General features: G+C 64.7%; 11 protein-coding genes. 9 read left to right on the forward strand and 2 right to left on the reverse strand.

Annotated features, from left to right (window positions below):
- Positions 1 to 217: 217 nt before the first annotated feature.
- From MWN76_RS11735 to MWN76_RS11750, 4 genes are all read left to right on the forward strand, one after another.
- Positions 218 to 1,705, forward strand: a complete 1,488-nt coding sequence (locus MWN76_RS11735) for a tetratricopeptide repeat protein (RefSeq protein ID WP_250461612.1) — start codon at positions 218 to 220, stop codon at positions 1,703 to 1,705.
- Positions 1,706 to 1,748: 43 nt separating this feature from the next.
- Positions 1,749 to 2,099: a patatin-like phospholipase family protein gene (locus MWN76_RS11740; protein ID WP_250461613.1), complete on the forward strand. Its 351-nt coding sequence runs from the start codon at positions 1,749 to 1,751 to the stop codon at positions 2,097 to 2,099.
- Positions 2,090 to 2,746: a patatin-like phospholipase family protein gene (locus tag MWN76_RS11745; RefSeq protein WP_250461614.1), complete on the forward strand. Its 657-nt coding sequence runs from the start codon at positions 2,090 to 2,092 to the stop codon at positions 2,744 to 2,746. Before MWN76_RS11740 ends, MWN76_RS11745 begins: the two co-directional genes overlap by 10 nt.
- An 89-nt stretch (positions 2,747 to 2,835) precedes the next feature.
- Positions 2,836 to 3,627 (forward strand): formate/nitrite transporter family protein, encoded by a 792-nt coding sequence (locus tag MWN76_RS11750; protein WP_250461615.1) that lies wholly within the window; start codon positions 2,836 to 2,838, stop codon positions 3,625 to 3,627.
- 76 nt (positions 3,628 to 3,703) lie between these two features.
- Here MWN76_RS11750 and MWN76_RS11755 read toward each other — a convergent pair whose 3' ends face one another.
- Both MWN76_RS11755 and MWN76_RS11760 read right to left on the reverse strand, forming a co-directional pair.
- The gene (locus tag MWN76_RS11755; protein ID WP_250461616.1) at positions 3,704 to 7,063 is read right to left on the reverse strand and encodes an amidohydrolase family protein; all 3,360 of its coding nucleotides are present in this window, start codon (positions 7,061 to 7,063) and stop codon (positions 3,704 to 3,706) included.
- A gap of 177 nt (positions 7,064 to 7,240) precedes the next feature.
- Positions 7,241 to 8,131 (reverse strand): cation diffusion facilitator family transporter, encoded by an 891-nt coding sequence (locus MWN76_RS11760; RefSeq protein WP_250461617.1) that lies wholly within the window; start codon positions 8,129 to 8,131, stop codon positions 7,241 to 7,243.
- A gap of 173 nt (positions 8,132 to 8,304) precedes the next feature.
- On the opposite strand from MWN76_RS11760, the gene glmU reads away from it, so the two are divergent.
- The 5 genes from glmU (at position 8,305) to MWN76_RS11785 (ending at position 14,408) form a co-directional block, all read left to right on the forward strand.
- A complete protein-coding gene (gene glmU, locus MWN76_RS11765; protein ID WP_250461618.1) occupies positions 8,305 to 9,675 on the forward strand; it encodes a bifunctional UDP-N-acetylglucosamine diphosphorylase/glucosamine-1-phosphate N-acetyltransferase GlmU in 1,371 nt (456 codons plus the stop codon).
- A 520-nt stretch (positions 9,676 to 10,195) separates the two neighbouring features.
- The gene (gene pdhA / locus MWN76_RS11770) at positions 10,196 to 11,296 is read left to right on the forward strand and encodes a pyruvate dehydrogenase (acetyl-transferring) E1 component subunit alpha (protein WP_250461619.1); all 1,101 of its coding nucleotides are present in this window, start codon (positions 10,196 to 10,198) and stop codon (positions 11,294 to 11,296) included.
- Positions 11,296 to 12,291 (forward strand): alpha-ketoacid dehydrogenase subunit beta, encoded by a 996-nt coding sequence (locus tag MWN76_RS11775; RefSeq protein ID WP_250461620.1) that lies wholly within the window; start codon positions 11,296 to 11,298, stop codon positions 12,289 to 12,291. Before pdhA ends, MWN76_RS11775 begins: the two co-directional genes overlap by 1 nt.
- A complete protein-coding gene (locus MWN76_RS11780; RefSeq protein ID WP_250461621.1) occupies positions 12,288 to 13,487 on the forward strand; it encodes a dihydrolipoamide acetyltransferase family protein in 1,200 nt (399 codons plus the stop codon). Before MWN76_RS11775 ends, MWN76_RS11780 begins: the two co-directional genes overlap by 4 nt.
- Before the next feature lie 150 nt (positions 13,488 to 13,637).
- The gene (locus MWN76_RS11785; protein ID WP_250461622.1) at positions 13,638 to 14,408 is read left to right on the forward strand and encodes a DeoR/GlpR family DNA-binding transcription regulator; all 771 of its coding nucleotides are present in this window, start codon (positions 13,638 to 13,640) and stop codon (positions 14,406 to 14,408) included.
- Positions 14,409 to 14,470 lie beyond the last annotated feature (62 nt).

Raw genomic sequence — 14,470 nt, forward strand, 5'->3', positions numbered from 1 at the left:
AATATCTGAGCATTTCCCAGTAATATGATTCGGCGCCCCGGAGGCCCCCAAGTGTGTGGATTACGTCGAACGGTTTCAGGCGGGCCCGATGATCAGGGTGCCATGCCCCCCTCTCGCGGAGGAGCTCCGGCAAATACCCTGAGAAGTATGACATCCGGTCCCCAGGCCGCGGCGAACCCTGTATCCTGAGCGGTATTGGACAAAGTCAGGTTGTCGTATGCGCAATACAGGCCCCTTGCTCACACTGCTGGTGGCTGTGGTTATTTATTCGCCACTGTCCACCGCCGGTGACTGGTACGAATACAAGTCCGATAACTTCACCGTCTATTCCGACGTCCCGGAGCGGCGGGTCAACGAAATGATGCGGGACCTGGAGCGCTTCCGCCGGGCGGCGCTCTCCTTTACCGGCCTGGAGGAGAGGCCGGAAAACCGCAAGCTCCGGGTTTACCATTTCGACAGTGCGCGGGAGTTCCGCAAGTTCGCCGACCGGGACAATATTGCCGGTTTCTACCGCGAGACCTGGGGCGGTCCGGTGATCTTTTCCCGCCAGGACGCCGGCGGTATCTCCGATTCCGGGTTGATGTTTCACGAATATGTGCACCACCTGATGCGCGAGCGCAGCGCAATCACCTATCCCCGCTGGTATTCCGAGGGCTTTGCCGAACTGCTGGCGAGTGCCGAGTTGCGCGATGATGTGGTGGTGATTGGCGGTGTGCCGCACTGGCGGCTCGGCGCCTGGGCCGGAGCCGGGAGCCGCCCGCTGGGCCTGCGCGCGTTGCTGAAACCGGATCTGCAGCGGGACGGCCGGCGCTACTGGAACAACTATTACGCCACCGCCTGGCTGTTTACCCACTACGTGCAGCTGGGCATGCACGCCGGCAATCCCGATTACAAAACCGCCAACAGCCGTTACCTGAATGCAGTGGCCGACGGTGCGGATCCGGAGACGGTGTTTGAAGACTTCTTCGGTACGCCCATCGATCACATGGAGCGCGAGCTGCAGGACTACATGCGCGACGATATCTACGGTTTCCGCCTCGATGTTCCCGAATACGACTACGCCATTCCGCGCCGGGCCCTGGGGCACAACGAGCACCTCTACCTGCTGGCACAACAGGCGCAGGACCAGGGCAACGAGCCCCTGGCGCTGGAGTACCTGCAGCAGTCGGAGCGATACGCGCCCGGCTGGCAGGAGAATCGCGCCGCCATCGCCGTTCTCGGGGACCATCGGCAGGATTTCGAGCCCGGCGACAAGCTGCTCGAGGATGTCGATGGACTGGGCCGGCTCAGCCACCACACCGCCACCAAGGTGTCCCGCCTGTACCTGAACCGGCTGCAGCGGCGCCTGGCCGCCGGCGAATGGGATGAACAGGCCTATCGGGGCGCGGTAGAATACGCCGGGCTGGCGCTGGAGCAGGATCCGCGACATCTGCCGGCCTATCGCTACCTGTGGACAGCGCACCAGCACCGGGGGGACAAGGACGCAGCGGTCAGGACCATGATGGCCGCCTACCAGTACGAGCCCGACCACCTCGCCCTGAACAGCGCCATCGGTTTTTACCTGGCGGCAATCGGTAAGCGGGCACTCGCCAGGGGCTTTCTCGAACGGGTGCTGGCCTGGTCCCATTCGGCCGAGGTGCGCGCGCGGGCGGAAGCGATTCTCCAACAGGGAGACAGTGCCGGCGAAACGGCTGACGCCGGCTGAACACTGCCTTATTTTCACAATCTTCGAGCCGGTATTTGCACCCGTGTCATTCAAGAACGCCAGTCCCCGCTCCCCTGCCACCCCATGCATCGGGCTCGCCCTGGGCAGCGGCGCCGCCAAGGGCTTCGCGCATATCGGCGTGCTGAAGGTCCTGGACGAAATGGGCATTCGCCCGGACGTGATCGCCGGTACCTCCATGGGGGCCTTTGTCGGCGCGGCCTATTCCGCCGGCTGCCTGGACAGGCTGGAGGAGTGGGTGCGGCTGCTGGACAACTGGAAAGTCTTTTCGCTGCTGGATATCAACTGGACACTGAGCGGCGGGGTGCTGGGCGGCACCAAACCGTTCAAGGCCTTCTTGAATACCGGAATCTCGAGGAGCTGCCGTTGCCGCTGACCGCGGTGGCCACGGACCTGCACACCGGCCAGGAGATCTGGTTGCAGCAGGGTAACCTGCAGGACGCGGTCAGCGCCTCCTGCTCGATACCGGGCCTGCTGTCGGCCAAATCCCTGTCCGGGCGCTGGCTGGTGGACGGCGCGGTGGTCAACCCGGTGCCGGTGGATGTGTGTCGCGCCATGGGTGCCACCCGTGTCATCGCCGTCGATGTCACCGAGGACGGCGCGCCGCTGATGGACCGGCAGCAGGGCCAGGTCAAGGCCGTGGTCAGCGAGAACGCCGATGAGCCCACCGAAACCGACGACGACTACGCGGCGGAAGCGGACAGCGGCGACCACACTGCCATCAGCCTGGGCCGCTGGCTGGAACAGGGCAAAGAGCAGCTGTCCCAGTTCCCCGGCTTTCGCGGCAAAAGCCGCGCCGTCTCCCCGGGCATGTTCGACACCATGTCCCAGGCCATGGATATTCTCGAGCGGCGCCACAAGCGCACGCGCATGATGGGGTCGCCGCCGGATGTGCTGGTCATGCCCAAGGTCGGCAGTATCGGCGGGCTGGAGTTCTCCCGCGCGGCGGAGGCCGTGGATGCCGGCGAGGCCGAGGCCCGGCGCGTGCGCACCTGGATCGAGGATATGATCCGCAACGGCTGATCCGGGATTTCGCGCAGTATCGGCTCGCACAGAGACAACTAATCTTTCCTGAGTGGCAGGGGTTTTGTCGCCGCCAGCACGGAGAGATCATGTCCAGCGAATCCGACAGGCCGAAGAACGACCGGGAAATTCTGCAGGAGCAGATGCAGGCCAGTCAGCACGAGTACGAACGGGACAACCGCTCGCTGCTGCTGTCGTCCATTGCCGCCGGGTTGGAAATCGGTTTCAGCTTTTTCCTGATGGCGGCGCTCTATACCCACTTCCACGATCTGGTGGGCGGCCAGCTGCTGCACTTCATCATCTCCCTCAGCTATCCGATCGGGTTTGTGATGGTCATTATCGGCCGCGCCGACCTGTTTACCGAGCATACGACCCTGGCCATCCTGCCGGTGCTGGACGGCCAGCAGAAGTGGACAGACCTGGCGCGCATCTGGTCGGTGATCTATTGCGGCAATATGATCGGCGCGCTGGTTTTCAGCCTGATTTTTGTGCGCTTCGTTGCCGTCAGCCAGCATATCGACGGTGCCGCCTTCGACTACTACAGCGACAAGATGACCGCCGACGGCGCCGATGCCCTGTTTCTGGGAGCGGTATTTGCCGGCTGGCTGATGGGATTGCTGGGCTGGGTGGTGGCCTCCTCCACCGACACCATCGGCCGCATCGTCGTGATCACCGTCATCACCTTCGTCATCGGCCTCGGAGGGTTGGCGCACTGTATCGCCGGCGCGGTGGCCATTTTCAGCGCCTGGTTCGGCACCGACAACGGCGTCGGCCCAATGGATGTGTTGCGCTTCCTGTCCATCGCGACCGTGGGCAACGCCATCGGCGGTTCGGTATTTGTCGGGTTGGTGAAGTACGGCTATATCGCCAACCGGCAATAAAAGAGCCGGCGACAACTACCCTGACACATAGGGTATCCGCCGGCCCCTGGATTCCGGTTCCCGAAATGCTTGTCGGTCAGTGCACCCAGTGGTGGCGCTCCTGTTTGGCCTGGATGGCCTCGGCGGTCGGCGCCGGCATGGCGCTGACCGGCAGCCGCTCGTGGAAGAACGCCAGCCGCGCCTCCGCGTCCAGCTCGTTCATGGTCTGCGCCTCGAACACGCGGCCGTTGATCACGGTGTAGGTGATATTTTGCGACTGGCGCAGGTCCTCGAGTGGGTTGCCGTCGACGACGATCAGGTCCGCCAGCTTGCCCGGCTCGATACTGCCGATATCGCCGTCCATGCCCAGGTAACGGGCGCCGTCAATAGTGCCGGCGCGGAAGGCCTGCCAGGGGGTAAAGCCGCCCTGCTCCATCATCCACAGTTCCCAGTGGGCGCCGAGGCCCTCTCGCTGGCCGTGGGCGCCGATATGCACGGTCACGCCGCGGTCGCGCAGCTGCTTGGCGTGCTTCGCCACCTCGAAATGGTTGTAGTGGTTGTCCGGCGCCGTCGGCCGGCGGATGGAGCGCGGCTCGACGATAAAGTCCGGCGTGAAGGTCGTCAGGCGTTTGTTCTTCCACACCTCGGTGCGGTCGTACCAGTAGTACTCGCCGGTGAGGCCGCCGTAGGCCACCACGAAGGTGGGCGTGTAGCCGACCCGGGTCTGGCCCCACAACTGCTGCACGTCCGAGTAGATATTGGCAATCGGCAGCGAGTGCTCCAGGCCGGTGTGACCGTCGACGATCATGGTCATATTGTGCTGGTATTTGCCGCCACCTTCGGGCACCACCATCATGCCGCGTTCGCGCGCCGCCTGCAGTACCTGCTGGCGCTGGTTGCGGCGCGGCTGGTTGTAACTCTTCACCGAGATGGCGCCCATATTCTGCAGTCGCTCCACATGGAACTGGGCATCCTCCAGCGAGTTGATCTTGGCGCGGTAACCGGGGCCCTTGGCACCGTAGAGGATGGTGCCGGTGGAAAAGATCCGCGGGCCGGTGATCAGGCCGGCCTTCTGCATTTCCGCTGCGGAGAAAATCTCGCTGCTGTCGTTGGACGGGTCGTGAATGGTGGTGACGCCGAACGCCAGGCTGGAGAAGAGGTTCCAGTTCTGCTGCGGGATGATTTCCTCGCGGCCCTGGGCGCCGTGGGCGTGAGCGTCGATCAGGCCCGGCAGCACCGTCTTGCCGCTGACATCGATGCGTTTGGTGCCCACCGGGATTTCCACCTCGCCGGCCGCGCCCACGGCCAGGATGCGGTTGCCGCGGAACAGCACGGTGCCGTTGTCGATCACCTCGCGGCTGTTTTCCGCATCGCGCATGGTGACCACGGTACCGCCGGTCAGCGCGATCAACTGGTCGTGATTGGCAAATGCCTGGCTGAAACTCAGGTCCAGGCCCTCGGCCACCGGTTGTGGCAGCTTATCCGGCGCGCCGGCGACGAAGTCGAAGGCATCTTTCAATTGCCGCTCGTAGAGTTTCGGCCCGTGGGCCCAGCCCAGGGTGCGGCTGTCGGCGGACCAGTGCAGGTTCTCGCCGGCGTGCGCCGACACCCGGGTTACCGCCACGGCCTTTGATTGCGGACCTATGGCCTCGGCCTTGCCGGTGTGCATAAACGGCGCCACATAGGCCTTGAAGTCCTGGGTAAAGGCCACCCAGCGGCCGTCGGGGGACAGGCGGAAGGAGGTGATCTCCTCGCCGTGCAGGTGCTGGCGCTCGTCCTTGCCGTGCACATCGACACTTTTCAGCAGGCGCTTGTTGTCGCCGTGGTCGGAGAAATAGATACGCTCGTCGGTGGCGCCGAAGTGCGGCTCGTAGCCGGACTTGACCAGCCGGCGCTGCCAGTCGCCATCGGCGTCCGCCAGGTAGATTCCCGGTTCCAGCGAGTACTCCGGGCTCAGCAGGTAGCCGCCGGTAAAGCGGCGGAAGGCCACGGTATCGCCACTGGGGGAGAAGGACGGCTCCACGTACAGGCCCGGCTCGCGGGTGATATTCTCGCCGCGGCCGCTGCGGGCAGAGACCACGCGCACATGGCCCAGCCCTTTATCATTCCAGGTCACGTAGGTGATCCGGCGGCCATCGCGGGACCAGCTGGGGTAGAACTCGAAGTCGTCATCCTGGCGCGTCAGCCGACGGCGCTCGCCGCTGTCCACATCCTGGATATAGATCCTGCCCAGGGCCTGGAAGGCGATCTGCTCGCCGTCCGGGGATTTCTGCGCCCAGCGGATCATCTTCACGTCGAAGGTTTCCGGCGCCACGTCCACCGGGAAGCGCACAGCGTCCGCGACCTGCTTTTCGACGCGGATATGCGCCGTGATTTCCTCGCTACCGCTGCCATCGGCGGCGATCCGCTGGAACTTGCCTTTCGACCAGACGATCAGGGATTCGCCGTCCGGCATCCAGTCGTACTGTACATAGTTGCCGTGGGAGCCAAAGGTCTCCTGCAGGTCCCGCTCCAGTTCGGTGTAGACGGGGGTCTCCAGGCCGGTAGTCAGGTCCTTCAAAAACAGCACCGTCTTGTCGTCCTGGCGGCGCACGAAGGCCAGCCGCTCGCCGTCCGGCGACGGTACCGGCGCGATGGCGCCGCCGGGACCGGACACGAAGGTCTCCTCCTTGCCATCGTGCAGGTCGTAGCGGTTGATGGCGAAGATCTGCTGGGTCGCGTTCTTGTTGTACTCCCAGCGGGTGCCCGGCGTGGTGTCGATCGAGTAGTAGATATAGCGGCCGTCCGGCGAGAAGGCCGGGTCGGCGATATTCTTCTGCGCGATCTCGCCGCCCAGGCGCGCCTTCAACTGGCGCCCCTCGCCGCCGCCGTAGTGGTACATCCAGATCTCGCCGGCGGGAATGCTGCGGCCGGACATAAAGCCCTTGCGCGCCACCAGCGTCTGGCCATCCGGGCTCCAGGCCGGCGAGTGCACCAGGTGTTCCTTTTCCTCGGTCAACTGGCGCAGGTTTTCACCATTGCGGTCCATGATCCACAGGTTGTCGGCGCCGTCGCGGTCGCTGACGAAGACGATGGATTCGCCGTCGGGGCTGAAGCGCGGCTCCATATTCCAGGCGATCTCGTTGGTCAGCGGCGCGGCCTCGCCGCCGGACACCGGCATCGTGTAGATATCGCCGAGCATGTCGAAGACGATGGTGTCGCCGTCGGGGCTGATATCCAGGTTGCTCCAGGTGGTTTCGGTGGTGTCGAGGTTAATTGGCTTGAATGCGTAGGGAGGCCGGTTCACATCCCAGGATTCCGCCTGCTGTTTGTTGCTGGTTTCCGCTGCGGGTGTCTTTTTCTTTTCTTCTGTCGTTTCCGTCGCGGGTGCTGCCAGCGCGGACAGTGGCATGGCCAGCGCCAGCGCGGACAGCCCCAGCAGCCGGCGGCAGATGCCTGCCTGCTTGATAGTCGTCATTGGAGATCCCCCTGCCGTGCCTTGTGGGCCGGCGGTTTTTCGAGTCTTTATAAGTTGTGGATAAGCTGTGCAACTGATCGAATTGCGCGCGTCAAACTAACCGCTTTGACGCCAGGCGGCAATCCAGTTGCGTCGATTGTCGGCTTGGTGAGGTAAACGGAAGCGAAATACGGGAGCTCACAGGTAGTCGGGATCGGTGGTGAAGACCACGTCGAATTCCTGTTCGTGCACGAACTCGCCCATGCGTTCGGTGAGCGTCTCGCGCCAGGCATCCGCCTGCTCCACCGGCGCGCCGCGGTAGGCGTCGTCCACCAGGATGCGCGCGTGCAGGTAGAGGGAGCGGCCGGTCTTGGTCATGCTCAGGGACCAGCGGCGGCCCGGGATATCCTGCATTGCCTCGGCGAAGGCGCTGCGGATCTGCCGCTGAACCCTTGATGACGGCGCCGCCAGCAGCACCTCCATCAGGTTGCGGTACAGTATCCGCGCCGGTACCGGCAGCATCACCGCCACCATGCCGATGACCATCCACGCGTCCACATAGGGCAGTTGGTCGCCGAGCAGCTCGCCGAATTGCCACACGAATGCGAAGGCGCACAGCACCACGCCACTGAGAACGGCGTCCATCAGCCAGGCGAAGGCGTCCACCTCGATCAGCGACGAGCCGGTGACCCGAGCGATATGCCGCAAGACCAGGTGCACTGCCAGGCAACCGGCACTGGCTATGGCTGCATAGAAGGTCGCCACGCCCGCCTCCAGCGAGCGGCCGCCCTGGTAGAGTGCGGCCACAGCCGAGGACAGCGCCATCAGCATCACGCCCAGGATCACCATACTCTGCAGCACATTGAAGGCCGGTTCGAAACTGGCGTAGCCGAACGGAAAGCGCCGGTCGGCGCTGCGGCGGATCAGTCGCGAGACACTGAGCATCACCAGCGACATGACGAAATTGACCAGCGAGAAGACCCCGTCGAGGAAGATGGCCTCGGAGCCGGTCAGGTGGGCGAAACCGAAGCCCAGTGCGGCCATCAGCAGGCAGCCGACAATCGACAGCCAGAGTCCCCTTGTTTCCAAAGCCGTTTCCAGACCTGTTTGCAAAACTTTTTACTCCCCGTGAGATCGGATCATTCTAGCCGCAGGCAATCGGATTTACTGCACGCCAACTTGAGGTTCCTTCTTGTGGTCACTGCGCGAAGTCGCCACAATTCGCAGCCATTCTTGAACAAACAGCGCAAAAAAGAGTTTCCATGAGTATCGATGTCGTCATTCTCGCCGCCGGCAAAGGCACCCGCATGCGTTCCGACCTGCCCAAGGTACTGCACCCGATTGGCGGTGTGCCCATGCTGGGCCGCGTCATCGAGTCCGCCAAACAGCTGGGTCGTGACCGAGAGTTGGAGATCACGGTGGTGATCGGCCACGGTGCGGAGAGCGTGCGCGAGCAGTTTGCCGGCAGCGGTGTGCAATTCGTCGAGCAGACGGAGCAGTTGGGCACTGGCCACGCGGTGGCCCAGGCGATCCCGAACTTCCGTCGCGGCGCCACGGTATTGGTGCTCTATGGCGACGTGCCGCTGGTCAAGACCGGCACATTGCAGTCGCTGTTGTCGGCGTCCGACAAGGGTCCCGCCCTGCTGTCGGTGGAGATGGCGAACCCGGCCGGTTACGGCCGCATCGTGCGCGACGACGCCGGCCGCGTGCAGGCGATTGTCGAGGAAAAGGACGCCGATGCGGATACCCTGGCGATCCGCGAAGTGAACACTGGCATACTCGCCGCGCCCGCCGACCTGCTATCCGAGTGGCTGCCGGAGCTGTCCAACGACAATGCCCAGGGAGAATACTACCTGACCGATGTGATTGCGCGTTCGGTCAGCGAGGACATCGCCGTCACCGGCGTGCGCGCCAGTGATCCGCTGGAGGTGGCCGGTGTCAACAGCCGCGCCCAACAGGCGCAACTGGAGCGCGCCCTGCAGCACAACCGCGCGTTGGCGCTGATGAACGCCGGCGTGACCCTGCAGGATCCGGCGCGTATCGATGTGCGCGGCAGCCTCGAGTGCGGCACCGATGTGTCCATCGATATCAATTGCGTATTCGAGGGTGAAGTGGTGCTGGGCCAGGATGTGCAGATAGGGCCCAATTGCCTGCTGAAAAACTGCCGCCTGGCGGACGGTACCCGCGTCGAGGCCAACAGCATTATCGAGGACGCCGAGGTGGGCCAGGCCTGCACCATCGGCCCCTTCGCACGCCTGCGCCCGGGCACCCATCTGGCGGATGGCGCGAAGGTCGGCAACTTCGTCGAGACCAAGAAGGCGCAGATCGGTCGCGGCAGCAAGGTCAATCACCTGTCCTATGTCGGCGATGCCATCGTCGGCGACGGCGTCAATATCGGCGCCGGCACCATCACCTGCAACTACGACGGCGTGAACAAATCCACCACTGAGATCGGCGACGGCGCCTTTATCGGCTCCAATACCGCGCTGGTGGCGCCGGTCAAAGTGGGCGCCGGTGCAACCGTTGGCGCCGGCTCCACCATTACCCGCGAAGTGAGCACTGACGAACTGGCCGTGGCCCGCGGTAAGCAGCGCAACATCAGTGGTTGGCAGCGCCCCACCAAGAAATCCTGATACCAGTTTCTGAATCCGGATGTGGGGCCAATCCCGTGTTGATCGGGGCACTTCAATTTGAAGTTGTAAGCAGGCTTGGGGGCGGCCCTGCTGCCGGTGGCTGTTCGCGGGACACGGGCTGGGCGCCCCCCTGTGAATACATCCCTGTACGCTCGTAATCGACGTCCCTGTCTCATACGGTCCCGCGAACAGCCACCGGCATCAGGGCCTTCGCGTTGACCTCGCTGTTCTTATCAAACTATTCATATGGCCAAGAAAAACCAATGCCGATGCGAAGGTCCTGATACCGGGAGCACCTTGTGGGACTGTCTGCGAGAGGGACCTCGCAGACAAGCCTCCAGGGATGGATGCACGGCGTGTCCCACAAGGTGCTCCCGGTAGCAGGGCCGCCACTGAGCCTGCTAATCCGCACACCAAGATTCGCCCGATGAGAAATCCGGCGGCATAACCCACCCTATCCAAACGGCCACGCGCCGCCCGTCCATTACACTTCTCCATCGGGGCCAAAAGGAAAATCCCGATGCACAAACCCAGAATGCACCTGGTCGCGTCCTTCGATATTGCCCATCTGCAATATCTCGACGATCGGGGCCGCGCCACCCAGGAACTGCCCGACTTCGCCACGCCGGATATGCTGCAGGCGCTCTACCGGCAGATGGCACTGGCGCGCCTGGTGGACGACCGCGCGGTGAAACTGCAGCGCACTGGCCGCCTGGGTACCTACCCCTCCAGCCTCGGCCAGGAGGCCATCGGCGTCGGCACCGGCTCGGCAATGGATAGCGAGGATGTCTACTGCCCCTACTACCGCGAAACCGGCGCGCTGCTGGAGCGCGGCGTGCAGATAGAGGAAATCCTCGCCATCTGGGGCGGCGACGAGCGCGGCCAGTGCTTCGAACACGCGCCGCGGGACCTGCCGCTGTGTATCCCGATCGCCACCCAGCTCTTGCACGCCGCCGGCATCGCCTTTGCGCTGAAATACAAAAACGCACACTTCGACGAACCGCCCCGGGTGGCCGTCACCAGCGCCGGCGACGGCGCCACATCCCGCGGCGATTTCTACGAGGCGCTGAACCTGGCCGGTGTCTGGAAGCTACCGGTGGTGTTTGTGATCAACAACAATCAATGGGCCATCTCCGTGGCCCGCGGCGCCCAGACGGCGTCGCGAACCATCGCCCAGAAGGCCGTGGCGGCCGGCATTCCCGGCCTGCAGGTGGACGGCAACGATGTGATTGCCGTGCGCGCGGCGGTGGCCGATGCCGCCGAGCGCGCCCGCCGCGGCGAGGGACCGACGCTGATCGAGGCGCTGAGCTACCGCCTCTGCGACCACACCACCGCCGACGACGCCAGCCGCTATCGCCCACCGGAAGAATTGGCGCAGGCGGAAAAGAGCGAGCCCCTGGCGCGGCTGGCGCGCTTCCTGGAATCCGAAGGCCACTGGAACGGGGACGCGGAAACCGAGCTGCAGCGGGAACTGGCGGAAATCCTGGAGCGGGAGGTCAGGGCCTACAGCGATTGCCCAAAAGACAGGCCCACGGCCATCTTCGATCACCTCTACGCCGAACTGCCGGAAGCCCTCTACGAACAGTACGACGAACTGGCTGCCCGCGGGGAAGCGCGCTGATGGCGGAGATCACGCTGTTAGAGGCGGTCACCCAGGCGCTGGCGTACGAACTGGCTGCAGACGAGCGGGTGCTGGTATTCGGCCAGGATGTGGGCGCCAACGGCGGTGTCTTCCGCGCCACCGAGGGCCTGCAGAAAAAATTCGGTGCCGAGCGGGTGCTGGATACGCCGCTGGCGGAAACCATGATTGCCGGTATCGCCGTGGGCATGGCCGCGCAGGGGCTGCGGCCGGTGGCGGAGTTCCAGTTTATGGGCTTTATCTACCCGGGCCTGGACCAGATCCTCAGCCACGCCGCCCGCTTCCGCAACCGCACCCGCGGTCGCCTGAGCTGCCCGATTGTCTACCGCGCGCCTTACGGCGGCGGCATCCATGCGCCGGAACATCACTCCGAGAGCACCGAGGCACTGTTCGCGCATATCCCCGGCCTGCGGGTGGTGGTGCCCTCTTCGCCGGCGCGCGCCTACGGCCTGCTACTGGCGGCGATCCGCGATCCGGACCCGGTGCTGTTCCTGGAACCCAAGCGCATCTACCGCGCGGCCAAGCAGGAAGTGCCGGACAGCGGCGAGGCGCTGCCGCTGGACCGCTGTTTCCGGCTGCGCGAGGGCGCCGATATCACGCTGGTCAGCTGGGGCGCCTCACTCAAGGAGACGCTGGCCGCGGCCGAGCAACTGGCCGAAGAGGGCATCGAGGCCGAAGTGATCGATCCGGCCACGCTGAAACCACTGGATATCCACAGTATTGTCGACTCTGTGGAAAAAACCGGCCGCTGCGCAGTGGTGCACGAAGCGGCGCGCACCGGCGGTCTCGGCGCCGAGATTGTCGCGCAGATCAACGACTACGCCTTCGACCTGCTGCGGGCGCCGGTACAGCGCGTCACCGGTTACGACACGGTGATGCCCTACTACCAGTTGGAGGACTGCTACCTGCCGGACGTGGAGCGGATTCTCGCCGGCGCCCGCGCGGCGCTGGATTATCCCAATGGAGGTGGCCGGTGAAGCTGTTCGAACTGCCGGACCTGGGCGAGGGCCTGCCGGACGCGGTGATCCGCGAGTGGCATGTGGCCGAGGGTGATCGCATCGCCGCCGACCAGAGCCTGGTCACCGTGGAGACTGCCAAGGCGCTGGTGGAGGTGCCCTCCCCGCGCGCCGGCACCGTCGAGAAGCTCTACGCCGCCGAGGGCGATACCGTCGAGGTAGGCAAACCGCTGGTCGCCTTCGCCGATGAGAAATCCACAGGCGCGAAGAAGGCTGTGGATAAAACCGGCGATCGGGGAAAAACCGCCGGGGGCCCGGAGTCGGGAGATTCCGGCACCGTGGTCGGCAAAATCCAGCGCAGCACCGAGGTGTTGGGTCGGGAAACCGCCCCAACCCCGGTGCCGTGCCGGCTGGCCACACCGGCCGTGCGAGCACTGGCCCGGCGCCTGGGGGTCGACCTGGCCGATCGCGAACCGGTCGGCGAGCGCTTTACCGCCGCCGAGGTACGGGGTCTGGCAGAAACTTCGGGAAAGTCACCGAAGTTACGGGAAAAACAGGACAAAGAGCCCAGAAAAACGAAAGAACCGGCTGCGGGAGCATCGGCGGAAATGGCCCCGGCCCGCCGCGCCATGGCGCTGGCCATGAGCCGCGCGCGGGATTCGGTGGCGCCGATGACACTCTGCGACGATGTGGATATCTCCGCCTGGTGGGGCGAGCAGCCCGCCACCCTGCGGCTGATCCGCGCGCTGCAGGCCGCCTGCGAGGCGGAGCCAAACCTGAACGCGCGCTACGAAAATGAGCGGCTGGCGGCATCGGACGCGGTCAATATCGGCCTGGCGGTGGATTCCCCGCGCGGCCTGTTCGTGCCGGTCCTGAAAGATGTCGCCGGTCGTTCCGATGAACAGCTGCTCGATCAGGTCGAGGACTACAAGCGGCGGGCCCGCGAAACCGGCATTGCCCGCGAGGACCTGCAGGGCGCCACTATCCTGTTGTCCAACTTCGGCGCCCTGGCCGGCCGCTATGCGACGCCGGTGGTAATGCCGCCCACCGTGGCCATTGTCGGTGCCGGGCGCATCAGCGACGGCGCCGTCGTCGTCGACGGCAAACCGGCGGTGCGCCCGCTACTGCCCCTGTCCATCAGCGCCGATCATCGGGCCGTCACCGGCGGTGAACTGGCGCGCTTTCTCAAGGCCCTGATGGAGGGCCTGTCACGCTGATCTCCCTACCCGATCGGATAGCGGAGTGGATTGTCGTAGCCCGGATGGAGCGTAGCGGAATCCGGGGGCTCCCCCGTCAGCTCAAATCCCCATTGTGAATTCCGCTTTCGATTTGCTATTGTTAAGTTTCAAATCGAAACTTGTTAATCCATGTCGAAACGCAACACCCTGCAACGCCGCCACCAGATCCTGGCCCTGCTGAACGAAGCCGGCGAAGCCAGTGTCGAACAATTGGCGCGCCAGTTCGAAACCTCTGAAGTTACGATACGAAAGGATCTGACGGCGATGGAGAACCACGGCCTGCTGCTGCGCCGCCACGGCGGCGCCATCCCGGTGCCGCGGGAGCTGGTGGTCGAAGAGGCGCCGTCCGAGGTCAAGCGCGCCATCGGCCGCGCCGCGGCGGCGCTGATCCCGGACCACCACCGCATGGTGATCGATTACGGCCGTACCACCGCGGCACTGATTCCGGAGCTGGAGCGCAAGCGCGGCCTGGTGGTGATGACCAACTCGCTGCACGTGGCCAACGCCCTGCGCGAACTGGAGAACGAGCCCACGCTGCTGATGACCGGCGGCACCTGGGACCCGCATTTCGAGGCCTTCCAGGGCCGGGTGGCCGAGCAGGTGCTGCGCGGCTACGACTTCGACCAGGCGTTTATCGGCGCCGACGGCATCGACCTGGAACGCGGTACCTGCACCTTCAACGAGCAGATCGGCCTGTCGCGGATCATGGCGGAGGTCGCGCGTGAGGTGGTGGTGCTGGCGGAGTCCAACAAGGTCGGCCGCCGCATCCCGAACCTGGAGTTGCCCTGGGAGCGGGTCAACGCGCTGGTCACCGACAGCGACCTGGACGACGACATCCGCGCCCGGCTCGAGCGGCTGGGGGTGCGGGTGATCTGTGCCGAAGTGAGCGCTTACGCATAAGTTGCCCCGAGGCGCGTTTGATTCGTTACGAGACACTTGATTTCCGGCCTGCACCGGAATTC

This window comes from Microbulbifer litoralis, from assembly GCF_023634065.1.
In the GTDB taxonomy this organism is placed as follows: Bacteria; Pseudomonadota; Gammaproteobacteria; order Pseudomonadales; family Cellvibrionaceae; genus Microbulbifer; species Microbulbifer litoralis.